This window comes from Pseudomonas sp. H2_D02, from assembly GCF_054677635.1.
The window spans coordinates 325293-348083 of sequence record NZ_CP162816.1; the positions used below are offsets into that span (position 1 = coordinate 325293).

Annotated in this window: 21 protein-coding genes and 1 pseudogene; 13 read left to right on the forward strand and 9 right to left on the reverse strand. The window is 61.1% G+C overall.

The genetic code is table 11. The annotated features are described in order from the left end of the window. Positions 1 to 166: 166 nt before the first annotated feature. A pseudogene (locus tag AB4N42_RS01500) lies at positions 167 to 3080 on the reverse strand (aminotransferase). A 199-nt stretch (positions 3081 to 3279) separates the two neighbouring features. Between AB4N42_RS01500 and rfbB the strand changes: the two are divergent. From rfbB to AB4N42_RS01535, 7 genes are read left to right on the forward strand one after another with little or no spacing between them, the layout of a single operon-like run. Further along, a complete protein-coding gene (rfbB, locus tag AB4N42_RS01505) occupies positions 3280 to 4362 on the forward strand; it encodes a dTDP-glucose 4,6-dehydratase (RefSeq protein WP_198797055.1) in 1083 nt (360 codons plus the stop codon). Next, the gene (rfbA, locus tag AB4N42_RS01510) at positions 4359 to 5234 is read left to right on the forward strand and encodes a glucose-1-phosphate thymidylyltransferase RfbA (RefSeq protein WP_030141526.1); all 876 of its coding nucleotides are present in this window, start codon (positions 4359 to 4361) and stop codon (positions 5232 to 5234) included. The genes rfbB and rfbA overlap by 4 nt, the downstream gene beginning before the upstream one ends. Next, the gene (gene rfbC, locus AB4N42_RS01515) at positions 5231 to 5776 is read left to right on the forward strand and encodes a dTDP-4-dehydrorhamnose 3,5-epimerase (RefSeq protein ID WP_030141527.1); all 546 of its coding nucleotides are present in this window, start codon (positions 5231 to 5233) and stop codon (positions 5774 to 5776) included. Before rfbA ends, rfbC begins: the two co-directional genes overlap by 4 nt. Beyond that, the gene (gene rfbD / locus AB4N42_RS01520) at positions 5773 to 6654 is read left to right on the forward strand and encodes a dTDP-4-dehydrorhamnose reductase (protein ID WP_030141528.1); all 882 of its coding nucleotides are present in this window, start codon (positions 5773 to 5775) and stop codon (positions 6652 to 6654) included. The genes rfbC and rfbD overlap by 4 nt, the downstream gene beginning before the upstream one ends. 36 nt (positions 6655 to 6690) lie before the next feature. Further along, positions 6691 to 8499, forward strand: a complete 1809-nt coding sequence (locus AB4N42_RS01525; protein ID WP_030141529.1) for a sensor histidine kinase — start codon at positions 6691 to 6693, stop codon at positions 8497 to 8499. Then, a complete protein-coding gene (locus AB4N42_RS01530) occupies positions 8496 to 9884 on the forward strand; it encodes a sigma-54-dependent transcriptional regulator (protein WP_030141530.1) in 1389 nt (462 codons plus the stop codon). The genes AB4N42_RS01525 and AB4N42_RS01530 overlap by 4 nt, the downstream gene beginning before the upstream one ends. A gap of 38 nt (positions 9885 to 9922) precedes the next feature. Then, positions 9923 to 10378, forward strand: coding sequence for a YiiD C-terminal domain-containing protein (locus AB4N42_RS01535; RefSeq protein ID WP_407683960.1), 456 nt, complete (start codon positions 9923 to 9925; stop codon positions 10376 to 10378). Positions 10379 to 10534: 156 nt separating this feature from the next. Here the strand turns inward: AB4N42_RS01535 and cysQ are convergent, their stop codons facing one another. Both cysQ and nudE read right to left on the reverse strand, forming a co-directional pair. Continuing rightward, positions 10535 to 11362: a 3'(2'),5'-bisphosphate nucleotidase CysQ gene (cysQ, locus tag AB4N42_RS01540; RefSeq protein ID WP_030141532.1), complete on the reverse strand. Its 828-nt coding sequence runs from the start codon at positions 11360 to 11362 to the stop codon at positions 10535 to 10537. Then, a complete protein-coding gene (gene nudE / locus AB4N42_RS01545) occupies positions 11359 to 11925 on the reverse strand; it encodes an ADP compounds hydrolase NudE (RefSeq protein WP_030141533.1) in 567 nt (188 codons plus the stop codon). Before nudE ends, cysQ begins: the two co-directional genes overlap by 4 nt. A gap of 88 nt (positions 11926 to 12013) precedes the next feature. Between nudE and yrfG the strand changes: the two genes are divergently transcribed. Next, a complete protein-coding gene (yrfG, locus tag AB4N42_RS01550; protein WP_030141534.1) occupies positions 12014 to 12676 on the forward strand; it encodes a GMP/IMP nucleotidase in 663 nt (220 codons plus the stop codon). Positions 12677 to 12776: 100 nt separating this feature from the next. Here the strand turns inward: yrfG and lysM are convergent, their stop codons facing one another. Next, the gene (gene lysM, locus AB4N42_RS01555; RefSeq protein WP_030141535.1) at positions 12777 to 13226 is read right to left on the reverse strand and encodes a peptidoglycan-binding protein LysM; all 450 of its coding nucleotides are present in this window, start codon (positions 13224 to 13226) and stop codon (positions 12777 to 12779) included. Positions 13227 to 13360: 134 nt separating this feature from the next. Between lysM and AB4N42_RS01560 the strand changes: the two genes are divergently transcribed. The 4 genes from AB4N42_RS01560 to AB4N42_RS01575 all read left to right on the forward strand — a co-directional run bounded on the left by AB4N42_RS01560 (position 13361) and on the right by AB4N42_RS01575 (position 18237). After that, positions 13361 to 14248 (forward strand): LysR family transcriptional regulator, encoded by an 888-nt coding sequence (locus tag AB4N42_RS01560; protein WP_030141536.1) that lies wholly within the window; start codon positions 13361 to 13363, stop codon positions 14246 to 14248. A 93-nt stretch (positions 14249 to 14341) separates the two neighbouring features. Next, positions 14342 to 15181 (forward strand): formate dehydrogenase accessory sulfurtransferase FdhD, encoded by an 840-nt coding sequence (fdhD, locus tag AB4N42_RS01565; protein ID WP_030141537.1) that lies wholly within the window; start codon positions 14342 to 14344, stop codon positions 15179 to 15181. Continuing rightward, positions 15178 to 17526: an FdhF/YdeP family oxidoreductase gene (locus tag AB4N42_RS01570; RefSeq protein WP_198797050.1), complete on the forward strand. Its 2349-nt coding sequence runs from the start codon at positions 15178 to 15180 to the stop codon at positions 17524 to 17526. The genes fdhD and AB4N42_RS01570 overlap by 4 nt, the downstream gene beginning before the upstream one ends. Before the next feature lie 234 nt (positions 17527 to 17760). Beyond that, positions 17761 to 18237 carry a glycine zipper domain-containing protein gene (locus tag AB4N42_RS01575; protein WP_198797049.1) on the forward strand — a complete coding sequence of 159 codons (477 nt, stop codon included), beginning with the start codon at positions 17761 to 17763 and terminating at the stop codon, positions 18235 to 18237. Positions 18238 to 18322: 85 nt separating this feature from the next. Here the strand turns inward: AB4N42_RS01575 and AB4N42_RS01580 are convergent, their stop codons facing one another. From AB4N42_RS01580 to AB4N42_RS01600, 5 genes are all read right to left on the reverse strand, one after another. Next, positions 18323 to 18742, reverse strand: a complete 420-nt coding sequence (locus AB4N42_RS01580; protein WP_030141540.1) for an acyl-CoA thioesterase — start codon at positions 18740 to 18742, stop codon at positions 18323 to 18325. A 49-nt stretch (positions 18743 to 18791) separates the two neighbouring features. Further along, a complete protein-coding gene (locus AB4N42_RS01585) occupies positions 18792 to 20018 on the reverse strand; it encodes a 3-hydroxyacyl-CoA dehydrogenase (protein ID WP_323154290.1) in 1227 nt (408 codons plus the stop codon). A gap of 139 nt (positions 20019 to 20157) precedes the next feature. After that, positions 20158 to 20385 (reverse strand): hypothetical protein, encoded by a 228-nt coding sequence (locus AB4N42_RS01590; RefSeq protein ID WP_030141542.1) that lies wholly within the window; start codon positions 20383 to 20385, stop codon positions 20158 to 20160. A gap of 329 nt (positions 20386 to 20714) precedes the next feature. Further along, entirely contained in the window at positions 20715 to 20969 is a 255-nt protein-coding gene (locus tag AB4N42_RS01595) for a colicin E3-like toxin immunity protein (RefSeq protein ID WP_198797046.1), read from the reverse strand. A gap of 7 nt (positions 20970 to 20976) precedes the next feature. Further along, positions 20977 to 22212 (reverse strand): colicin E3/pyocin S6 family cytotoxin, encoded by a 1236-nt coding sequence (locus AB4N42_RS01600; protein WP_460115773.1) that lies wholly within the window; start codon positions 22210 to 22212, stop codon positions 20977 to 20979. A gap of 187 nt (positions 22213 to 22399) precedes the next feature. On the opposite strand from AB4N42_RS01600, the gene AB4N42_RS01605 reads away from it, so the two are divergent. Then, entirely contained in the window at positions 22400 to 22753 is a 354-nt protein-coding gene (locus AB4N42_RS01605) for a DUF1493 family protein (protein WP_323154288.1), read from the forward strand. Positions 22754 to 22791 lie beyond the last annotated feature (38 nt).

Sequence of the window (22791 nt, forward strand, 5' to 3'; positions counted from 1 at the left end):
ATCAAGACTTAAAATCCCGACAAAAATCGATTTTAAGAGCACCGAAAAACCTGTGGGAGCGAGCTTGCTCGCGATAGCGGTAGGCCAACCAAATCACTATCGGCCTTGAACCGTCATCGCGAGCAAGCTCGCTCCCACAGGGGAACAGCGTGGCGTGTCAGATTGGCTATAACCCCTCCTCCAATACCTTCGCCAGCATGTCGACGAAGAAATCCACGCTCTGACGACTGGTGACCATCGGCGGCTTGATCTTGAGGACGTTCAAGTAATCACCGGTCGGTTGCATGAAAATGCCCAGCTCCCTCAAGCGATTGCACAGCGCCGTGGTTTCTTCGGTGGCCGGCTCCAGGGTGTCGCGGTTGCGGATCAGCTCCACGCCCAGGTAGAAGCCCGAACCATGCACCGCTCCGACCAACGGATACTGGTCGATCAAGGCTTCCAGTCGGGCCTTGAAATGTCCGCCGACCACCCGGGCGTTTTCCCAGAGGTTTTCTTCCTCCATGACATCCAGCACGGCCATGCCGATCTGGCAGCTGACCGGACTGCCGCCGGCGAGACGAGAAGAAATACCCTTCGGCTTCCAGCGCCTCGGCGATCTCCCGGCGGGTGATGACGGCACCCAACGGCTGGCCGTTGCCCATGCCCTTGGCCATGGTGATGATGTCAGGCACCACGCCTTGCTCTTCGAAGCCCCAGAAAAACTCGCCCATGCGCCCGTAGCCAACCTGCACCTCGTCGGCGATGCAGACGCCACCACGCTCGCGCACCATGGCGTATACCTGTTTAAGGTACCCCGGCGGCAGCGCGATGCCACCGGCGTTGCCGTACACCGGTTCGCAGATGAAGCCGGCAAGCTGGCGTTTCTGCTCGGCGATTTTCGCCAGGTTGTGTTCGACGCTGCGCACGTAGTCCGGCGCACTGTCGGCCCCACGGAATTCACCGCGATACGTGTTCGGCGCCGTGACCGGATGCACCCAATCCGGACGACTGCTGAGGGCCTTTGGATTGTCGGCGATGGACGTCGAGACCGCGTCTGCCGCCACCGACCAGCCGTGGTACGCCTCCAGCACGCTGAGCATGTCGCGCCCGCCGCTGTAGGCCCAGGCCAGGCGAATCGCCAGGTCGTTGGCCTCGGTGCCGCTGTTGACCAGGAACACGCGATCCATGTTCGACGGCGCCAGCGCCAACAGACGTTCGGAGAACTCGGCGATCGCCGCGTAGTGGAAGCGCGAGTTGGTATTGAGCAGCGACCACTGCCGCGCCGCTACCGCCGCCATGCGCGGATGACCATGGCCCAGCACCGCGACGTTGTTGAGCATGTCGAGGTAGGAGCGGCCTTGCATGTCGATCAGGTGGTTGCGCCAGCCGCGCTCGATGCGCGGTGGATCGACGTAGTAGTGCTTCTGCGAACGGGCAAAACTCGCATCGCGACGGGCCAGCAGCGCCTCGGGATCGATTTCCGGCTCGGCATCACACGCCAGCCCCAGCAGGGCCGCGGGGGACGGGCATAGCGCTTGCCACGCTTGCGCCCGCGCCGGCGAGCAGAACAGCGGGGGATTCAAATGCGCGCCCCGGCACAGTTGGACCCGCAACGGCCCGGTCACTTCGCCGATCACCTGCCCCTTGACCAGCGCGGCCCCGGGCAGCAACGACGATGCCACGCCCCACAGGCACACGCTCAACTGCGGGCCATCGAGCCGCAGCAGGCCATCGACGCCCTTGTGCACCACGCCGGCGAAGGGTGACTCCAGTGGTGCGCCTTGCGGTACGTGCAATTCGACATGCAGCGGATAAGTATCGGGCTCGACGGCGTTGTCTGGCTGGGTGCGGGATAAGCGGTACTGGCCGTAACGGCTGGCCGCCAGACCGTGTACGGCGGCGGCTTCGCTCAACAGGCGTTGGTCGATTCCCGCCTGCTCCCAGTTACCGGCCTCGAAATGCGGGCTGAGGACGCCGAGATCGATCAAGGCAAAGTCGCGCCCCACCAGCGTCGGCAACAGCGGCGCGAAGCCCTCGTTGGCAACGGGCGGCAGGCTATGGCCGGCGGCAGTGAGAATCGCCGTCTCCATCAGCTCAAGCGGCACGGAACGGGCGACGTTGAAGATTTCCCACTCATGTTCAAGATTGTCACGGGAGTATTGGTTGTCCGGGTCGATCGCGACTTGTTGTTCACCGCTGAGTACCAGCACAGCGGCACGGGCCACGATCAACGGCCAGAGCGCCAGGAGTTCTTCGCGCTGCAACGGATTGGTCGAGTGATAGGCCTTGACCGCGGGCAGGATGAAAAACGGATCGCCATCGGCATGGTGCAGCAGCGCTGCACAGGTCACCGACAGGTCGGTGATGCGCCAAGTGCGGATCAAGTCGCCAAAATCAATCACGCCCTGCATCTGCCACTGACGCTGGGCGTCGCGCTGCCAGACCACGTTGTCATCCGTGATGTCCATGTGGATCGCCTGTATTGGCAGGCTGGCCTTGAGTGGCTGCAAGCGCCGTTCTGCCTGTTGCGCGACGTCGGCGATCAATTGGCGCCGCTGGTCATCCCGGATGACAGGCAGCAGGTGGTCGATCAACGCCGGGGCATGGCGCGCATCCCATTGCAGGGTGCGCTCCAGGCCCGGATGATCGAAGGTGGCAAGGGCCAGGTTCATCTCCGCACACAGCCGTCCCAACCCGGTTACCAGGTCCGGGGTCAAGTGCTTGAGCTGGGTCAGGGATTGGCCGTCGATGTATTCCAGCAGGCGTACATGGACCGTTTGTCCGGCGACTTCAAGCGTCAACAGATCCTCGCCACTGCTGGCCGCGATAACCGCTGGCACCTTCACCGTGCCGTGCCCGGCCAGCGCCTTCAGGGCCGCATGCTGGGCCTGTAGTTCCTGGATGGCGTAGTCGCCATGGCAAATTTTCAGCACATACCGGCCGCGCTCGCTATCGACGCGGTAGTTGAGGTCCTGGTGGCTGCCGAGGGGTCGCAGGTCGCCGCTGAGTCCGTAATTCAAGCGCAACAGCACCAACGCCTGTTCGGCGCTGATCTGTGGGCTTGGCAAACTGGCACGGTGAACCAACGTAGCGAGCGGCATACAACGACCCCTGTGTGGTTTTGTTTTGGATGCCTATCACGCCATTGAGTCGGGGGAATTAGCAACCCCTTCTTTTTGCTCCGCCGATAGCCCGCCTGCCATGACGCGCTCCTTGCGGATATTCGCTTGCACCCTCTTCGTCATGCCGACAAGCTATGCTCCATCGCTGTATCGTCTTATCGAAAAAAGGCTTAACCGGATGCGCATTCTCATTACCGGCGGCGCCGGCTTCATCGGCTCGGCTTTAATACGACATTTGATTGGCCATACTGACCATCAGGTCCTGAACCTCGACAAACTGACCTACGCTGGCAACCTGGAGTCGCTGAGCAGCATCGATCACGATAGCCGCTACGAGTTCGTGCAGGCCGACATCGTCGACCAACCGACGATCAGCGCGGTGCTGGGGCGATTCAAACCTGACGCCATCATGCACCTGGCCGCAGAATCCCATGTGGACCGCTCCATCGACGGTCCGGCGGATTTCATCCAGACCAATATCGTCGGCACCTACAGCCTGCTGGAAGCCACCCGTGCCTATTGGCAAACCCTGGCCGAACCGCAAAAGCGGGCGTTTCGCTTCCACCACATTTCCACCGACGAAGTGTATGGCGACCTGCATGGCGTGGATGACCTGTTCACCGAAACCACCGCCTACGCCCCAAGCTCGCCGTATTCGGCCAGCAAGGCGGCGTCCGACCATCTGGTCCGCGCCTGGCAACGTACGTATGGCCTGCCCGTGCTGCTGACCAACTGCTCGAATAACTACGGACCCTTTCACTTCCCCGAAAAGCTGATTCCGCTGGTGATCCTCAACGCCCTGGCCGGTAAACCGCTGCCGGTGTATGGCGATGGGCTGCAAGTGCGCGACTGGCTGTTCGTCGAGGACCACGCGCGGGCGCTGCTCAAAGTCGTCACCGAAGGGGTGGTCGGTGAGACCTACAACATCGGCGGCCACAATGAACAAAAGAACATCGACGTGGTGCGCAACATCTGTGCACTCCTTGAAGAGCTGGCGCCGCACAAGCCCGCGGGCGTCGAGCACTACGCCGACCTGATCACCTTCGTCAAGGATCGTCCCGGCCACGACCTGCGCTACGCCATCGATGCCGGCAAGATCGAACGGGAGCTGGGCTGGACACCATCGGAAACCTTCGAGAGCGGACTGCGCAAGACCGTGCAGTGGTACCTCGAAAACCTGCTGTGGTGCCGGCGCGTCCAGGATGGCAGTTATCAGGGCGAGCGCCTGGGCTCACTCGACAACAAGGATACGATTGCATGATGAAAGGCATTGTTCTGGCCGGCGGTTCCGGTACGCGGCTGCACCCGATTACCCTCGGGGTTTCGAAACAACTGCTGCCGATCTACGACAAACCGATGATCTATTATCCAATCTCGGTGCTGATGCTCGCTGGCATCAAGGAAATCCTGATCATCTCCACCCCACTGGACTTGCCGCAATATCGCAACCTGCTGGGCGATGGTTCTCAGTTCGGCGTGCATTTCAGCTACGCCGAACAGCCCGCCCCCGACGGACTGGCCCAGGCATTCCTGATTGGCGAGCAATTCATTGGCAGCGACCCGGTGTGCTTGATCCTCGGCGACAACATCTTTCACGGCCAGCATTTCGGCGAGCAGTTGCAGACCGCCGTCAATCGCGAGCGCGGTGCGACGGTGTTCGGTTATTGGGTCAAGGACCCCGAGCGTTTCGGCGTGATCGACTTCGACCCTGAAGGACGCGCCGTTTCCATCGAAGAAAAACCCACCGAGCCCAAGTCCAGCTATGCGGTGACCGGCCTGTATTTCTATGACAACGATGTCATACAGATCGCCAAGACCATCAAGCCGTCCAAACGAGGCGAACTGGAGATTACCGACGTCAACAACGCTTACCTGCAACGCGGAGATTTGCATGTCGAGCGGTTTGGACGTGGTTTTGCCTGGCTGGATACCGGTACCCATGACAGCCTGCTGGAGGCCTCGCAATACGTACAGACCATTGAGCATCGACAGGGCTTGAAGGTCGCGTGCCTGGAAGAAATCGCTTACCAGCAGGGTTGGGTCAGTCGAGAGCACGTTCTTGCGCGCGCCCAATATTTTGGCAAGACCGGTTACGGCCAGTACCTGTTCAAGATCGCCGGAGAGACACGTTGAACGTCATCGCCACGCGCCTGCCGGACGTCCTGATCATCGAGCCGAAGGTCTTCGGCGACGAACGCGGCTTTTTCTATGAAAGCTTCAACGCCCAGGCGTTCGCCGAGGCCACTGGCCGCGTGGTGCAGTTCGTCCAGGACAATCATTCGCGTTCCGCCAAGGGCGTGCTGCGCGGCCTGCATTACCAGATCGAACATTCCCAGGGGAAACTGGTGCGCGTCACCGAAGGTGAGGTCCTGGACGTTGCGGTGGACATTCGCCGCAGCTCCCCGACTTTCGGCCAGTGGACAAGCGTACGCCTGTCGGGACAGAACCATCGGCAGCTGTGGATTCCACCAGGATTCGCCCATGGATTCGTGGTGCTGAGCGAGTCAGCCGATTTTCTCTACAAGACCACCGATTACTACGCCCCATCAGCCGAACGCTGCATTCGCTGGGACGATCCGGAACTGGCGATCGACTGGGAACTGCAGGGCGCGCCGATCCTGTCCGCCAAGGATCAGGCCGGCAGCGCCCTTCGCGAGGCCGACCTGTTCCCATGAATTCCTCCTTGCGCATCCTGATCATCGGCCAGAACGGCCAGGTCTCCCAGGCCTTGCAAAAGCGCCTCGCGGCCGTGGGCGAATTGATCGTGCTGGGCAGTAGCCAGCTCGACATGGCGCGCACGGATGACATCCGCGCGCCTATCGATGCATTGCGGCCCGACCTGATCATCAATGCCGCCGCCCACACCGCCGTCGACCAGGCCGAAAGCGAAGCGGAGCGGGCGTTTGCCATCAACGCCACGGCACCGGGCGTGCTCGCCCGGGCGGCGCTTGGGCTGGGCGTTCCACTGTTTCACTACTCCACCGACTATGTCTTTGACGGTCGCAAGCCCGAGCCCTACACCGAAGACGATGCGCCCAACCCCCTGAGCGTCTACGGTCGCAGCAAACTGGCGGGCGAAGAGGTCATCCGCGAGGCTGGCGGGCAGCATCTGATCCTGCGCACCAGTTGGGTGTATTCCAATGCGGGGCGTAACTTCCTGCTGACCATGCAACGCCTGCTCCAAGAAAAACCCCACCTGCGGGTGGTGGCCGATCAGATCGGCGCACCGACCTGGGCCGGTACCATTGCCGACAGCACCGCAAAGTTGATAGAGCGCTGGCAGGCCGGACAGTGCGGAGCCTGGGGCACTTATCATCTGACGGCCCAGGGCCAGACGTCATGGTTCGGCTTCGCCCAGGCCATCGGTGAAAACCTGGTGGAGCAGCACAAACCTTGCGCCGTGCTTGAGCCAATCCCCTCCAGCGAGTACCCGACACCGGCACCGCGCCCGCTGAATTCGCGGCTCGATTGCACGCGCCTGCTCCGGGAATGGAGGGTGAGCCAGCCAGACTGGCGAAGCGCTTTGCGACAGTGCCTTGCCGGACAAGCCTAGGCATAATGCGTCTGTAACCACAGGCGCATCCTGCTCATGAATTCCACCCTCCCGCGCAGACCCCGTTGGCGCAGCCTGGCCTTGCTCGCATTGTGCCTGGCGCCTTTGCTGTGGCCGCTGGAGCATCTGGCCGAGCGGTATTACCGCAGCGAGCTGGCCGGACAGAATCGCCAGACGCTCGATCTTTACGTCGCGAACCTGCTGGGCACCCTGCATCGCTATGAAGTGCTGCCGCAGATTCTCGGTGAACTGCCGGCCCTGCGCGCGGCCCTGTCGGCACCGGACGATGGCGTCACCCAGGGCAACGCCAACCGGCTGCTGAAAAACATCAGCGCCCAGACCGGCGCCGAAGTCATGTACTTGATGGACACCACGGGCAAGACCCTGGCGGCGTCGAACTGGGACAAGCACGACAGCTTCGTCGGCCGCAATTTCGCTTTTCGCCCTTACTACATCGAAGCCATGGCCGGGCGCCTGGGACGCTTCTTCGGCCTGGGCACCACATCGGGCAAACGCGGTTATTTCTTTGCCGCCGCCGTCCGCGACCGTGAGAAAGTCATCGGCGTGCTGGTGGTCAAGGTTGACCTGGACCACACCGAAAGCCTCTGGGGCAAGACCCCGGAGCAACTGCTGGTGACTGACCCCAATGGCGTGGTCATCCTCACCTCGCGCCAGGAATGGCGCTTCCGCTCGACCCGCCCCTTGAGCGATGCGGAAAGCAAGGCGATCAGCGCGATACAACCCTACCCGACACGCGACCCCAAGCCGCTGAACCTCGACGCCAGCGCCTGGCTGCCCCAGACCCAGACCATCGAAGAAACAGGCTGGAGCGTCAGCATCCTCGCCCCGCGCACCCTGATCGATCGTCCGGTGCGCACGGTGGTGATCATCGGCGGCGCAGCGCTCCTGGTCTTGATGCTGTTGCTCGGTTTGATGATGCAGCGCAGGCGCCATTACCTGGACCGCATCGCCTTCGAGGCCAAGGCTCGCCATGAACTGGAAGGCCGCGTCGCGGAACGCACCAGCGATCTGGAGGGCCTTAACCGGCGCCTCAAGCAGGAGGTCCTGGAGCGCGAGCACGCCCAGCAGGAACTGGTCCGGGCCCAGGACGACCTGGTCCAGGCCGGCAAGCTGTCGGCACTCGGCACCATGTCGGCCAGCATCAGCCATGAACTCAACCAGCCGTTGGCGGCGATTCGAAGCTATGCCGAAAACGCCGAGGTATTGCTCGACCACCAGCGTACCGAAGATGCCCGTGGCAATCTCAGGTTGATCAACGAACTGACCGGGCGCATGGCGTCGATCATTGCCCACTTGCGCGCCTTCGCCCGTCGCGACCGCCATGCGCCAGAAAGTGTCGCCTTGCAACCGGCGCTGGACGATGCCTTGGCGTTACTCGCCAAACGGCGGCGGAGCATGGAAGTGGAACTGATCCGCGACCTGCCGGCCGCCACACTGTGGGTCGAGGCCGGCGAAACGCGCTTGCGCCAGGTGCTGGGTAACCTTCTGGCAAACGCCCTGGATGCGCTGACCGAAAAAGGCCCGCCACGTAAACTCTGGCTCAGTGCCCAGGCGACCGAAACCGGCGTCAACCTGTACATCCGCGATAACGGCCCGGGGTTTTGCATGGAAGCCCTCGGCCGCGCGGGCGAGCCGTTCTACACCACCAAGACCCGTACCCAGGGGCTTGGCCTGGGGCTGGCGATCTGCGACACCCTGATGCGCGCCTTTGGCGGCGAGCTGTTGTTCGCCAATCACAAGGAAGGCGGCGCCCTGATCACCCTGAAGCTGCGCGCGGGCGCGCCCGGGGTAAGCCTGCAACCCTCCGAGGACCGTAGTGTATGACCATCGACAACCAGATTGAGGTGGTGCTGATCGACGACGATCCCCATCTGCGTCAGGCCTTGAGCCAGACCCTCGACCTGGCCGGGCTGAAAATCCTGCCCCTGGGCGAGGCCAATGGCCTGGCCGCGCAATTGCCCCGCGACTGGCCGGGCGTGGTGGTCAGCGACATTCGCATGCCAGGCATGGACGGCCTTGAGCTACTAAGTCAACTGCACGCCCAGGATCCGGAACTGCCGGTGCTGTTGATCACCGGTCACGGCGATGTGCCGCTCGCCGTGCAGGCCATGCGTGCTGGCGCGTACGACTTCCTGGAGAAACCGTTCGCCAGCGATCATCTGCTCGACAGCGTTCGCCGAGCCCTGGCCTTGCGCCGCCTGGTCCTGGACAACCGCAGCCTGCGGCTGGCCCTGAGCGACCGCCACGAACTCAGCGCCCGGCTGGTGGGCCAGTCGTCACCCATGTTGCGCCTGCGCGAGCAGATCGGAGCCCTGGCAGCGACCCGCGCCGATGTGCTGATCCTCGGTGAAACCGGCGCCGGCAAGGAAGTGGTCGCCCGCGCCCTGCACGACCTTTCCAGCCGGCGCAACGGGCCATTCGTGGCCATCAATGCCGGTGCCTTGGCGGAGTCGGTGGTGGAGAGCGAATTGTTCGGCCACGAACCCGGCGCCTTTACCGGCGCGCAGAAACGCCGTATCGGCAAATTCGAGTTCGCCAACGGTGGCACGTTGTTCCTCGATGAAATCGAAAGCATGAGCCTGGACGTACAGGTCAAGTTGCTTCGCCTGCTGCAAGAACGCGTGGTGGAACGGCTGGGTGGCAATCAGCAGATCCCGCTGGATATCCGCATCATTGCCGCGACCAAGGAAGACCTGCGCCAGGCCGCCGATCAGGGGCGGTTCCGCGCCGACTTGTATTACCGCCTGAACGTCGCGCCACTGCGCATACCACCGTTGCGCGAACGAGGTGAGGACGTGTTGTTGCTGTTCCAATATTTCGCCGACGAGGCCAGCGCCCGCCACGGCCTGCCGCCCCACGAGCTGCAACCGGCCCATCGGGCGCTGCTGCTGCGCCATGGCTGGCCGGGCAACGTGCGCGAGTTGCAGAACGCCGCCGAACGTTTTGCCCTGGGCCTGGAATTGGCCTTGGATAACAGCGCGCCGGAAAGTCATCCAGGCACGCCGATGGAAGTGGTCAGCGGCGGCTTGAGCGAGCAGGTGGAGAACTTCGAAAAGACCCTGATCGCCGCCGAGCTGGCCCGCCCACACAGTTCGGTACGCAGCCTTGCCGAAGCATTGGGCATCCCGCGCAAGACCCTGCACGACAAGCTGCGCAAGCATGGACTGGCCTTCGATAGCAGCCATGGCCCGGCCGAAGAGTCTGATTGAATGCCCGCCCATCTTCCCTTTCAAGCAAGAGGCCCAGCATGAACCGCGACAGCACCTACCTGGAATCGATTCTGCACCGGGACATCCCGTTGACGCGGGACATGGGCCTGAAAGTGCTCGATTGGCAGGGCCGGGAACTGCGCCTGTTCCTGCCCCTCGAGGCCAACGTCAACCACAAGAGCACCATGTTCGGCGGCAGTCTGTACTGCGGCGCGGTACTGGGCGGCTGGGGCTGGCTGCACCTGGCCTTGCGCGAGGAAGGGATCGAGGACGGACACATCGTGATCCAGGAGGGGCAGATCAGCTATCCGCTGCCGGTCACCCGGGATGCGCACGTCGTCTGCGAAGCGCCTGATGAAAAAACCTGGAAGCGCTTCCTGGCCACGTATCGGCGCTACGGACGGGCGCGGCTGGCCCTGCAGACGCGGGTGATGAACGTGGACAGCGAGGACGTGGCGGTGCAATTCGAAGGGCAGTACGTGCTGCACCGTTGATCAAAGCAGCATAAAACCCGTGGCGAGGGAGCTTGCTCCCGTTCGGCCGGTCCGACGCCTCGGGCGCAGCAGACGCCTTTGGGGCCGCTTCGCGGCCCAGCGGGAGCAAGCTCCCTCGCCACAGAAGCAGTCCGAGCCAAAAGGTCAGATTTGATCTTAGGCGCGGGCAAGCTCCAACAACTTCCCACGCCACGCCGCCTTCGCCGGCAAAGCCAGGAACGAGGCATTCAACAGCGACGCCCGTGGCGGATAGCAGAACGGTTCGCCGCCCAGGTCCAACACCTCGCCCCCGGCACCTTCCAACACACCCTGGGCGGCGGCGGTGTCCCACTGGGACGTTGGCGCCAACCGTGGATAGCAATCCGCCGCACCTTCGGCCAGCAGGCAGAACTTCAACGAACTGCCGATATTGGTCAATTGCAAGGCGCCAAGGCTCTCGCTCAAGCCGGCCAACAAGCGCTCCTGCTCCGCACTGGTGTGGCGGCGGCTGGCGACGACGGTAAACACTTCCCCTGGCGCCAATACGTTACGCACGGCGATGGGCAAAGGCTCGGCATTTTTATCGCCACGCCAGGCGCCAAGCCCAGCGCCGCCGACATAAAAGCGCCCGTTGGTAGGCATCGAAACCACGCCGAACACCACCCGCCCCTCTTCGACCAAGGCGATGTTGACGGTGAACTCTTCGCTGCCGGAAATGAATTCCTTGGTGCCATCCAGCGGGTCCACCAGCCACCAGCGTTTCCAGGTCGCGCGCACGCTTTGTGCAATATTGGCGTCCTCTTCGGAAAGGATCGGGATATCCGGCGCCAGCGCAGTCAATCCAGCGACGATGACATCGTGAGCGGCCATGTCGGCGGCGGTGACGGGTGATTCGTCAGCCTTTTGCACGACTTCCACATTGGCTCGCCAGAATGGCAGGATCGCCGCGCCGGCCTTGAGCGCCAGCTCGATCACCGGGGCGATCAGGGGATGTGGGTAATTCATGGCAGGTAGGCTCCACGCTGGGTCAGCAGGTCGCGAGCCAGATACAGCGCCGCCAGCGCCCGGCCTTCGGTGAATTGTGGATTCTGCGCCAGGGCCCAGAGCTCGCCCAGGTTGACCTTCTCGACGCGCATCGCCTCGGGCTCGTCGCCCTCCAACCGTTCTTCATACAGATCGGTCGCCAACACTACTTGGATTTTCTGGCTCATGTAGCCAGGCGACAATGACAGCTCGGTCAAGTGCTCCAGTTGTCGCGCGCCAAAACCGGCCTCTTCCTTGAGCTCCCGTTCAGCCGCCGCCAGCACGTCCTCCCCGGGCTCGATCAGACCTTTGGGCAGGGACAGCTCGTAGGCATCGGTACCGCCGCAGTACTCTTCCACCAACACCGCGTGGTCGGCGTCGAGCATCGCCACGATCATCACCGCGCCGTAGCCTGCGCCCTTGCTCGCCAACCGCTCATAGGTACGTTCCACGCCATTGGAAAAACGCAATTGCAGTTCTTCAACGCAAAACAGGCGGCTGGTGGCGACGATCCGTCGGTCGAGTATGGTGGGCTTCTGGCGCATAAACGGCTCCCTGGGCGATAGCGGGCTACTATACCCGGCCTATCCTGATTGTTTGTGTCGGATATCTGATTACCGCTGGAGAAGTTTGATGGCTTTATTGCCCTGGCACGAGATCGACACGGTGCTGTTGGACATGGACGGCACCCTGCTGGACCTGCATTACGACAACCATTTCTGGCTGGAGCACCTGCCCCAGCGCTACGCCGAACTGCATGGCGTCAGCCGCGCGATGGCCGAGATGGAGCTGCAACCGCTGTTCGAACGCAACGCCGGCCAGTTGCAGTGGTATTGCCTGGACTTCTGGAGCGAGGAACTGAAACTGCCGGTGCGCGAGTTGAAGCTGGAAACCGCGCACTTGATCGCGTTGCGCCCGGACGCCGATACGTTCCTGGCGGCGATCCAAAGGGCCGGCAAACGGGTCGTGATGATCACCAATGCCCACCGAGATTCGTTGTCGTTGAAACTGGAGCGTATCGAACTGGCTCCATATTTCGAGCGCTTGATCAGTTCCCACGACTACGGTTTCCCCAAGGAGAACCCGCAGTTCTGGGATGCCTTGCAAGCCGACCTGGATTTCGACCCGGCCCGCAGCCTGTTTATCGACGACACCCTGCCGGTATTGCGCAGCGCCCGGGACTTTGGCGTCGGCCATCTGCTGGCGGTCAGCGAACCAGACAGCCGCAAGGGGCCGAAGGATACGGGGGAGTTTGAGGCGGTCGGGGATTATCGGGACTTGATTGCCGGACTTTGAACCGCACCGCCTTCATCGCGAGCAAGCTCGCTCCCACAGGGACATGTGGTCAACTGTGGGAGCGAGCTTGCTCGCGATGAAGACACTGCAAGTCTGAAGATTACTCAGGGATACGCAGCACCTGCCCCGGGTAGATCTTGTCCGGGTGTTTCAGCATCGGCTTGTTGGCTTCGAAAATCTTGTTGTACTTGTTCGCATCGCCATAGACCCGCTTGGAAATGGCACTCAAGGTGTCGCCCTTCTCAACGGTGACGAACCTGGCCGCCGCCGCAACCGGCCCGGTGACCGTGATCTGGTCATCCACGCCGCTGATACCGGCAACGTTGCCCAGGGCCAAAAGGATTTTTTCCTTTTCCTCCTGCGTCGCGGCTTCGCCCGTGGCAATGACTTTTTCGCCTTCGACTTTTATCTGGATCCTGGAAGTATCTATACCTGTCAGGGCATCTTGTACGTGCTTGGTCAGCGCCTCGCTGTTGGCTTCGGCCTTGTCGGGCGTCAGCGCATCAAGAATTTTTTCACCGGCATCTTTTAAAAAACTGAAAAGGCTCATGGTTGTCTCTCCCTGGGTTCAAATGTCCAGACGCAAAGCCTAGACCAAGCCCACCGAACCCGCTCCCCAACCGACCGATGACCCCGCCACGCGCAAGCGCTAGAATCCCAACCTTCAAGCGCCCTGGAGCGAAGATGGACATCAAGCAACTGAAATTTCTCATTGCGCTCGACGAAACCCGTCACTTCGGCCAGGCCGCCGCTCGTTGCCACATCACCCAACCCACCCTGTCGATGCGCTTGCGCAGCCTGGAAGAAGAGCTTGGCCTGCCACTGGTCAACCGCGGCCAGCGCTTCGAGGGTTTTACCGCGCCAGGTGAACGGGTGCTGGCCTGGGCTCGCACGGTGCTGGCCGCCTACGACGGGCTTCAGGCCGAAGCGGCGGCCTGCCGGGGCAATCTGGTGGGCACGCTGCGCCTGGGCGTGGTGCCGCTGTCAAACTTCGATCCGCTGTCGATGATGCAGCGCCTGCACGCCGACCACCCCAGCCTGCGTTTCGAATTGTCGTCCCTGAGCTCCGAGCAGATTCTCGAACAGTTGGCGAACAACCGCATCGACCTGGGCATTTCCTACCTGGAACGCCTGGACAACGATCGTTTCGAGGCGCTGCCGTTCAGCCATACCCGCATGGGCCTGCTTTACGACCAGCGGTTTTTCTTTTTCGATGAACAACCGCTGAGCTGGGAAGCGCTGGTCGAATTGCCCTTGGGCATGCTCACCAGCGGCATGCATTTTCGCCAGTCCATCGACCACAACTTCCACAGTCGGGGGTTGTCACCCCAGCCGCTGTTGCAGACCGACGCCGTGCATCAACTGCTACAAGCCGTTCACGGCGGGCTGTGTTGCGCGGTGGTGCCACTGGAGGGCGGCCTGCACGACATGGCCGAAGACCTGCGGATCCAGCCCATTGAAGGGGCGCAGTCACTCGTCCCGCTCGGCCTGATCATGCGTCGCGGCGCCCCGCGTTCGGCGTTGGCGGAGGCCTGTTTCGCGCTTTATCAGAAATCAACAAGCATCTCTTGATCGACGTCATCTATTGGAAGATCAGTAATAGCGATTAGACGTGGCAGATTGCCGCATTTAGTCTTAACACTATTCCTACTTTCAGTGATGCCCATGAACGACAAGCCTCCGGTCTGTCCAACGCCTGACGTGGAACCCTCCACGCCAGCCGCCAGCCAGAGCTATCGCTACTGCAACCTGGACCACTCCGACTCGGACAGCACCGCGCTGGCCGAGGAAGTGGCGTTGGCCATTGCCTATAACGGCATCAGCCAGGCTGTCATGTTGGTCACGCCCACTGATCTCGAAGATTTTATCGTCGGTTTCAGCCTCGGCAGCGGCATCATCGAAGACCCCGCGGATATCTATGATTTGCAACTGAGCGGTGCCGGTTCGGCGCAATATGCCCAGGTCACCATCGCCAATCGCGCCTTCTGGAATCTCAAGCAGCAACGCCGGCAGATGGCCGGCACCAGTGGTTGCGGACTGTGTGGCGTGGAAGCCGTGGAACAGGCGCTACCCGACCTCAAGGCGCTGCCCGGGGCGCCGCTACCACCGGCGCCATGGCTCGATGGCCTGCGCCAACGCATCAGCCAGTTCCAGCCCCTGGGCCAGCACTGCGGCGCGGTCCATGCGGCATTGTTCATGAATGCCCAGGGCGAGCTGCTGCTGGGCCGCGAAGACATTGGCCGACACAACGCCCTCGATAAACTGATTGGTGCGTTGATCCGGCAACAAATCCCGGTAGCCGGCGGCTTGGCGATTGTCACCAGCCGTTGCAGCCTCGAATTGATCCAGAAAGTCCTGCGTGCGGGCATCCAGACCTTGGTCAGCCTGTCGTCGCCCACCGGCCTCGCCGTGCAGTGGGCCCGCCAACACAACCTCAACCTCATCCACCTGCCGCAGAAAAGTGCGCCGCGGGTCTATAGCCCTGCGATGGAGAAACAAGCGTGAGCAACTATCAACAAGCCAACCAGAAACCCGCACCGCGCTACAAGCCCTACAAGGGCCCGGCCGGTGGATGGGGGGCGCTGATCAGCGTTGCCCAGGCCTGGCTGACCAGCGATAACGCGCTGAAGAACATCCGCATGATGCTCAAGACCAACCAGAACGGCGGCTTCGACTGCCCCGGCTGCGCCTGGGGTGATTCGCCGGAAAGCGGCATGGTCAAGTTCTGTGAGAACGGCGCCAAGGCCGTGAACTGGGAAGCGACCAAGCGTCGTGTCGACGCGGCTTTTTTCGCCAAGCACAGCGTGACGTCGTTGCTGGAGCAGAGCGATTACTGGCTTGAATACCAGGGGCGCCTGACGGAGCCGATGAGCTACGACGCCGAAACCGACCGCTACAAGCCCATCAGCTGGGACGCGGCATTCGCACTGATCAGCAAGCATCTGAACGGACTGTCCAGCCCGAACCAGGCGGAGTTCTACACGTCAGGCCGGGCCAGCAACGAAGCGGCCTACCTGTATCAACTGTTCGTGCGTGCCTTCGGCACCAACAACTTTCCCGATTGCTCGAACATGTGCCATGAAGCCAGTGGCGTGGCCCTGTCCCAGAGCGTGGGCGTGGGCAAAGGCACGGTCACTTTCGACGATTTCGAACATGCCGACGCGATTTTCGTCTGGGGCCAGAACCCCGGCACCAACCATCCACGGATGCTCGAGCCGCTGCGCGAAGCCGTCAAACGTGGCGCCCAGGTGGTGTGTATCAACCCGCTGAAAGAGCGCGGCCTGGAACGCTTCCAGCATCCGCAGCATCCGCTGGAAATGCTCACCAACGGTGATAAACCGACCAACACCGCCTATTTCCGCCCGGCCCTGGGCGGTGACATGGCTGTGCTGCGGGGCATGGCGAAATTCCTGTTGCAATGGGAACGGGACGCGCAGAACAGCGGCGGCCCTGCGGTGTTCGACCATGGGTTCCTCAACGAACACAGCGCCAACGTCCTGGAATACCTGGCAGTCGTCGATGAAACCCCGTGGGAGCAGATCGTCGAGCAATCCGGCCTGACCCTGGCCGAGATCGAGCAATCCGCGCGTATGTACGCCAAGGCCAACAACGTAATCATGTGCTGGGCAATGGGCATTACCCAGCACCGCCATTCGGTGGCGACGATCCAGGAAATCGCCAACCTGATGATGCTGCGTGGCAACATCGGCAAGCCAGGCGCAGGGCTCTGCCCGGTTCGTGGCCACAGTAACGTGCAAGGCGACCGGACCATGGGAATCAACGAGCGTCCGCCCGTTGCGTTCCTCGACACCCTGGAGCGGCGCTTCCAGTTCAAGGTACCGCGTGAAAACGGCCACAACGTGGTCGAGGCGATCCACGCCATGGCCGAAGGCCGGGCAAAAGTGTTCGTCGCCCTGGGCGGCAACTTCGCCCAGGCCACGCCAGACAGCCACCGGACCTTCCAGGCCTTGGGCAACTGCGACCTGACCGTCCAGATCAGCACCAAGCTCAACCGCAGCCACCTGGCCCACGGGAAGGAAGCGCTCATCTTGCCGTGCCTGGGGCGTACCGACATCGACCTGCAAGCGGAAGGCTCCCAAGCGGTGACCGTGGAAGACTCCTTCAGCATGGTCCACGCCTCCAATGGCCAACTGCAGCCGCTGTCGAACCAGATGCGCTCCGAGCCCTGGATCATCGCCGGCATCGCCGCCGCCACGCTGGGCAGCCGCCCAGTGGATTGGAACTGGCTCGTGGCCGACTACAGCCGTATCCGCGATTTGATCGCCGAGACTGTCCCTGGCTTCAAGGACTTCAACGAAAAACTCAAGAACCCCGGCGGTTTCTACCTGGGCAACAGCGCCGGTGCCCGTCGCTGGAATACCCCTTCGGGCCGGGCCAACTTCAAGCCCAACCGGCTGCCGACGGACCTGATTCATGAGCGCACCCGCGCGACAGGCCAACTGCCGGACCTGATCCTGCAATCGATGCGTTCGCACGATCAGTACAACACCACGATCTATGGGTTGGATGACCGTTATCGCGGCGTCAAAGGCCAACGCGACGTGCTGTTCGTGAACGAAGCGGACATCATCCGCCTGGGCTTCAAGCCAGGACAGAAAGCGGACATCGTTTCGCTCTGGGATGATGGCCGTGAGCGTCGAGTCAAAGGCTTTACCTTGCTGGCCTTCGACATCCCCGCCGGGCAGGCCGCAGCCTATTACCCGGAAGTGAATCCTTTGGTGCCGCTGGAAAGCACTGGCGACGGCAGCTTTACCCCAACCTCAAAGTTCGTGGCGATCCGCCTCGAAGCCGCGAGCGAAAACGGGTTGATCCTGGCCAAGTCGGCCTGACGCAATCCTCAGGGGGCGGGCTTCCACGGTACTTCCAGACGCCCACAAAAAAGGCCGTTTTCCAATGAAAACGGCCTGTCTGAAGTAGCTAAAGACCGGCGAAATTCGGTTAAGTTCCAGCCTAAAAACAATAACTTAGAGAATTGTGCACAAGTCGTGTTACTCGTCGGATTTCGATTGTAACCAAGCGAAGCCAGCCTCAGGATCGCGCCGTCATCCCTTTGAGGCTCCTCTATGAAGTTCTCCTCCATTCTCTTGTTGTCCCTTGGCCTGATCAGTGGCGTCGCGTCTGCCGGCGGTACCGCCGAAGCAGGTGTAGGCGGCGCATTGGGCGGGGTTTTGGGTTCGGTCGTCGGCCAGTCCCTGGGCGGCAACACCGGCTCCACTATCGGCGCAGCCCTTGGCGGCGCGGGTGGTAGCGCAGTCGGCGCAGACAGACACAGCCGCGGTGAAGCGGCGATCGGCGGCGCATTGGGCGCAGCCGGCGGTAACGTGGTCGGCCGCAGCGTAGGCGGCACCACCGGTAGCCTGATCGGTGCCGCAGCGGGCGGTGGCGCCGGTGGCGCACTGGGCAACTACATGGGCAAGGACGACGATGACGACCGTTATGAAGGTCGCCGCGGTGATCGCCGCTACTATCGTGACGGGCACCCGGGTCGCGGCCATGCCTACGGGCATCGCAAGAAGCATCACCGCTACTACCGCGACTAACGGCTGACTTTTCTACCAGCCGGTAAAAGATCGCAGCCTTCGGCCGTTCTCTTCAGAGACTGACCGGAGGTTGCGATTTTTCGTTTCAGGCCACTAACCGTTCCAACGCTGCGCGTAATCGATCAGGAATCGCCACGGGCCGATTCGATGCCCGATCCACGAAAACATGCACGAAGCGTCCCGCCGCGCAGGCTTCGTCCTCGTCCACCTTGAACACCGCCAGCTCGTACTGCACCGAACTGTTGCCCAGTTTGCCGACCCGCAGGCCAACCTCGATCCGGTCTGGAAAAGCGATCGAGGCAAAGTAATCGCAGGCCGAACTCACTACGAAGCCCACCACTTCTCCTTCGTCGATATCCAACCCGCCGGTTTCGATCAGGTAGGTGTTCACGGCCGTATCGAAAAAGCTGTAGTAGGTGACGTTATTGACGTGACCGTACACATCGTTGTCGTGCCAGCGCGTGGTAATGGGCTGGAAGTGCAAGTATTCCGTGCGTTGGGGCATCAGTTGTCCTTGGGTAATCCGGTTTTGGAACGCAGGGCAAGGCTCGGCATTATCGCTGGGAGAATCCTTTGCCTTGCGCAGCCAGCTCGCCGATCAAACGGGCGGGTTTCCATTGGTCGCCCTGCTTGGTTTCAAGCTCCAACAAGCGCGCATGGATGTCGTCAAGCCCTTGCTGGTCAGCCCAGGCCATCGGGCCGCCCTTGTCTGCGGGGAAGCCATATCCGTTGAGGTAAACCAGATCGATGTCGTGAGACGACTCGGCGATGCCTTCCTGGAGGATCTTCGCACCTTCGTTGACCAGGGCCAGCAAGCAGCGCTCGAGGATCTCCTCGGTACCAATGTCACGCCGCTGGAAACCCAGCCCCTCGCTGACCCGCTGCACCAGCGCATCGACCTCGACATCGTGTTCAGCCTGGCGACTGCCTGGCTCATAGTGATAGTACCCGTTGCCGCTCTTCTGGCCGAACCGGCCCAACTCGCACAGGCGGTTGTCCACTTGCACCTCGGGCGCGTCCTGGCCCTGGCCCGCCAGTTCCCGGGCACGCCATTCCAGATCGATCCCGACCACGTCGTACATGCGAAACGGCCCCATGGCGAAGCCGAAGCCTTGCAGCGCCGCATCGACCTGATGGGGGAGCGCCCCCTCCAAAAGCATCTTGCGCGCCTCCAGCACGTAGGGATGCAGCATCCGGTTGCCAATGAACCCATGACAATTACCCGATACCACGCTTACCTTGCCCATGCGTTTGCCCAACGCCAGCGCTGCGTCCAGCACCGCTTTCGACGTCTGTGCGCCGCGGACGATTTCCAGCAGTTTCATGATGTGCGCAGGGCTGAAGAAATGCAGGCCCAGCACCTGGGTTGGCCGACGCGTGGCGGCGGCAATGGCATCGATGTCCAACGCCGAAGTGTTGCTTGCCAGCAGCGCCTCGGGTTTGAGCATGCCGTCCAGCTCGCGGAATATCTTTTGCTTGAGTTCCAGATTCTCGTAGACCGCTTCGATTACGAGGTCCACATTGCGGATCGCCGCGTAGTCATCCGCCCTCGTTACCCGGGCGATCCGCGCGTCGGCTTCGCTTTGTTCGAGTCGGCCCTGGCGTACGTTATGGGCATAAGTCTCGGCCACCGTGGCCAAGGCCTGCTCAAGCATTTGCGGGTTGTTATCGACCCATTGCACAGTGACGCCGGCGTTGGCCAGGCACATCACGATGCCACGGCCCATGGTGCCTGCACCGACCACGGCGGCGCGCTGGATATCGAAGGTTGTCTGGCTCATGTTTGCTCTCTTGTCGGCGATCCAAGGACAGCCATCACCATAGCCAGCCACTGACTTTTTTTGAAATTTATTCGTGTGATGCCGGGCATTCAGCGGATGGATGCAGCTCAGAGGTAAATGAGCACAGTCACGGGCCGGGTCATTCGGTTGACGTTAGATAAAAATCAAGCTCTGCGGGAAAAGCCAACGACGCCAAGCGCCCAATTTCGATAATTTGTGTCTTGGAAAGTTTGAAATCAGCGCCGATATAATCGGTGTTGTCAGTCCAAAGCATCAATGGCATCAAGTCCTTTATAGACAGGTTGATGCTCTGTTCAAATACCAATTCGTCCTGGCCTGGATAAAATCCCAACACAGCAAAATTCATGGCTCTACCTCTCTCGCTGTATACGCTTTTTTCGGGAGCGTTATCGCTTTGCCACGAAGCGATCCAGGCGCTTTGATGTCTCGTCTCCGGTCATTAGACGCGTTAAGGTGCGCCGTCGATCCATGAATCGGCTGCATCGGACCAGCAAAAGACAGGATTCCCTTTACTCATTAGACAAGGAGAAAAATCATGTTGAGCAAACTGACGTTACCTACCGTCCTGATCACAAGCTTCTTGCTAGGCGGTTGCATGAGGCTATCTGAAGTGCCACCGATGCTTGCCGGGGTCGAAAAGCCGGCCGTAATTGCCTCGACCTCGTGATCTTACGCTCACCACTCATCTCGATAGTCAAAAGATACTTGATAGTCGTACCTCGACAAATCCAGATAATGTTTGAAATGTGGCTGGAGGATTCCAACCCATTCGCCGACGACATCAAGATTTCCGTTATTAATATTATTTCCCGAAGGAATATTGAGTTCATCCAGAATCTCGGTGTCGCTTCCGAAATCCTTTGAATACTCTTTCTCGACCAATAGCTCGGATACTTTATCAAACCACCTCAGCCTAATTTTCAAACCCATGGCGTCCTCATAAATACTTCTTGATGTTACGTTTCGGATTTCGTTTTTTCTTTTGCTCACCCGTAAGGTGATCGAATGCACCGAGATGGCCCCCATCGCTTGAACGATACACTTCTAACTCGGCGTGGCTAGAGTCCCACTCGTAAATTCTCCTGCCCTTAGCATCAATCCAACGCTCCCGGAAACCGCCGCCACCTTGACGGGGAGTCTTTGCTTTAACTTCAGTAAGACCAGCGAAGCCTGAAATTTCGTTTGTCTGAGGTGCGTGATGATACTTATGCGCTGGCTCCGGCAACCCTTTGCGCCGAACATTCAAAACTACATATAACGGCGAAACCCCAGCCCCCACCGGAAACACAAGAATGAAATCCTTGTACTCCGGTGGATAGATCGGATTGACGATGATGCTGTCCGCCATGGGCGTCGGCGGGAAGATCCAGATGCGCGGCGCCTGTGGCGCAGCTTCCAACGCTGGAATGCCCAACGTCGCGGAAGGGTCCACTGCCGGCGTCCAGATCAACTCGACCCCGTCGCCGAAGTCTGCCACTTGCTGCTCGCCGCGGGCCTGGAATGTCACCACCGGGATCATCTCCCAGTCGCGTCTTGACTGGGTGTTGTAGCCGTAACCTTTAAGCGTCCCGTCGGGCTGGGTTTCGACATGTAGGCGAACCCGGCTGCGCGCTTGTTCAAGGGACCTTAGTTGCTCTTCGGTGTACAGCGAACCGTCGCCCAGGTTCGAGGGCATCAGCAGCCCCACCAATCCCACCAGTGCGCCTGCCGCTACCGGCGCCGTGATCGCCGCGCCGGCGCCAAGGGAGGCCAAGCCGGTTCCACCCAGTGCCAGCGTGCCAACACTTGCGGGTAATGCTCCGCTGATCGTCTTCAGCGGTACACAGCCTGACGCGTCAACCTCACGGCCGCCCAACAATGTGAAGGCGCCATAAGCGCTCAGCATCTCCGTCGGGATGTAACCGGTTGGATTGTGATAATCGATGATCGCATCGGGCAGTTCGCAGGACTTGGCGAACACGCAGCCTTTGATACGCGGGGCTTCCTTCTGATGTATCTGGCTCAGCCGCTGAGTCATGTACGCCTCTTGCCGAGCGAGCATGTCCTCATGGGCTTTATAATCGGCGTCTCGTTTTGCCAGCTCGTCCGGGGTCATGTCCCGCAGGACTCTGTGGCGCCAGTCATCACCTCGGTACTCCCAGACTTGGGGAATATCGCCTTTTCCTTTCGCCATGCTTCGTCCTTGCTCGGTCAGCGCCAACTCAATGCAAGCGGCGCGGAGAACCTTACCGAGTAAGCGGGGCAATGCTCACCAGACGATTCCGAGCATGACGTGAGACTTTTCTTCTTTTTGAGAAACGATTTCGCCCTAAACTTGCCAACCGTACAGCCCTGCCATTCCTACCAGTCGGACCCACAACATGCACTTCCCCCCAGACTTCCCCGACGATGCCGTCATGCGCCAGCTCATGGAATTGCTCCATGAAGAGATCGGCCTGCCGGAACGCAAGACCCTTCGGCTGGAAACCGCGATCAATCACGATCTAGGCTGCGACGGCGCGGATGCGCGGCATTTGATGGAAACATTGGAAGAGCGGTTCGCCGTCGAGCTCATCGACTATGACGCCTATCGCTATTTCCAACCGGAAGGATTCGATGTATTTCAAAAGCGCAGGGCCAAGGGGCGGGGAAACAAAGTGCCGCTGACCATCGGCATGCTCTACAAGGCAATCAAGGCGCAGCGATGGGATACACAGGCACTGGAAGAAAACTAGTCGCGCACAAAAAAGCCGCCCTTGAAGGGCGGCTTTTT

Excerpts from the sequence above, each read along its gene's own strand:
- cysQ (WP_030141532.1), bottom strand. The coding sequence starts at position 11,362 with ATGAATTACCCACATCCCCTGATCGCCCCGGTGATCGAGCTGGCGCTC.
- AB4N42_RS01535 (WP_407683960.1), top strand. The coding sequence starts at position 9,923 with ATGAACCGCGACAGCACCTACCTGGAATCGATTCTGCACCGGGACATC.
- rfbB (WP_198797055.1), top strand. The coding sequence starts at position 3,280 with ATGCGCATTCTCATTACCGGCGGCGCCGGCTTCATCGGCTCGGCTTTA.
- nudE (WP_030141533.1), bottom strand. The coding sequence starts at position 11,925 with ATGCGCCAGAAGCCCACCATACTCGACCGACGGATCGTCGCCACCAGC.
- lysM (WP_030141535.1), bottom strand. The coding sequence starts at position 13,226 with ATGAGCCTTTTCAGTTTTTTAAAAGATGCCGGTGAAAAAATTCTTGAT.
- AB4N42_RS01575 (WP_198797049.1), top strand. The coding sequence starts at position 17,761 with ATGAAGTTCTCCTCCATTCTCTTGTTGTCCCTTGGCCTGATCAGTGGC.
- AB4N42_RS01585 (WP_323154290.1), bottom strand. The coding sequence starts at position 20,018 with ATGAGCCAGACAACCTTCGATATCCAGCGCGCCGCCGTGGTCGGTGCA.
- fdhD (WP_030141537.1), top strand. The coding sequence starts at position 14,342 with ATGAACGACAAGCCTCCGGTCTGTCCAACGCCTGACGTGGAACCCTCC.
- rfbD (WP_030141528.1), top strand. The coding sequence starts at position 5,773 with ATGAATTCCTCCTTGCGCATCCTGATCATCGGCCAGAACGGCCAGGTC.
- AB4N42_RS01595 (WP_198797046.1), bottom strand. The coding sequence starts at position 20,969 with ATGGGTTTGAAAATTAGGCTGAGGTGGTTTGATAAAGTATCCGAGCTA.
- AB4N42_RS01580 (WP_030141540.1), bottom strand. The coding sequence starts at position 18,742 with ATGCCCCAACGCACGGAATACTTGCACTTCCAGCCCATTACCACGCGC.
- AB4N42_RS01605 (WP_323154288.1), top strand. The coding sequence starts at position 22,400 with ATGCACTTCCCCCCAGACTTCCCCGACGATGCCGTCATGCGCCAGCTC.
- rfbA (WP_030141526.1), top strand. The coding sequence starts at position 4,359 with ATGATGAAAGGCATTGTTCTGGCCGGCGGTTCCGGTACGCGGCTGCAC.
- AB4N42_RS01560 (WP_030141536.1), top strand. The coding sequence starts at position 13,361 with ATGGACATCAAGCAACTGAAATTTCTCATTGCGCTCGACGAAACCCGT.
- AB4N42_RS01525 (WP_030141529.1), top strand. The coding sequence starts at position 6,691 with ATGAATTCCACCCTCCCGCGCAGACCCCGTTGGCGCAGCCTGGCCTTG.
- yrfG (WP_030141534.1), top strand. The coding sequence starts at position 12,014 with ATGGCTTTATTGCCCTGGCACGAGATCGACACGGTGCTGTTGGACATG.
- AB4N42_RS01600 (WP_460115773.1), bottom strand. The coding sequence starts at position 22,212 with ATGGCGAAAGGAAAAGGCGATATTCCCCAAGTCTGGGAGTACCGAGGT.
- AB4N42_RS01530 (WP_030141530.1), top strand. The coding sequence starts at position 8,496 with ATGACCATCGACAACCAGATTGAGGTGGTGCTGATCGACGACGATCCC.
- AB4N42_RS01590 (WP_030141542.1), bottom strand. The coding sequence starts at position 20,385 with ATGAATTTTGCTGTGTTGGGATTTTATCCAGGCCAGGACGAATTGGTA.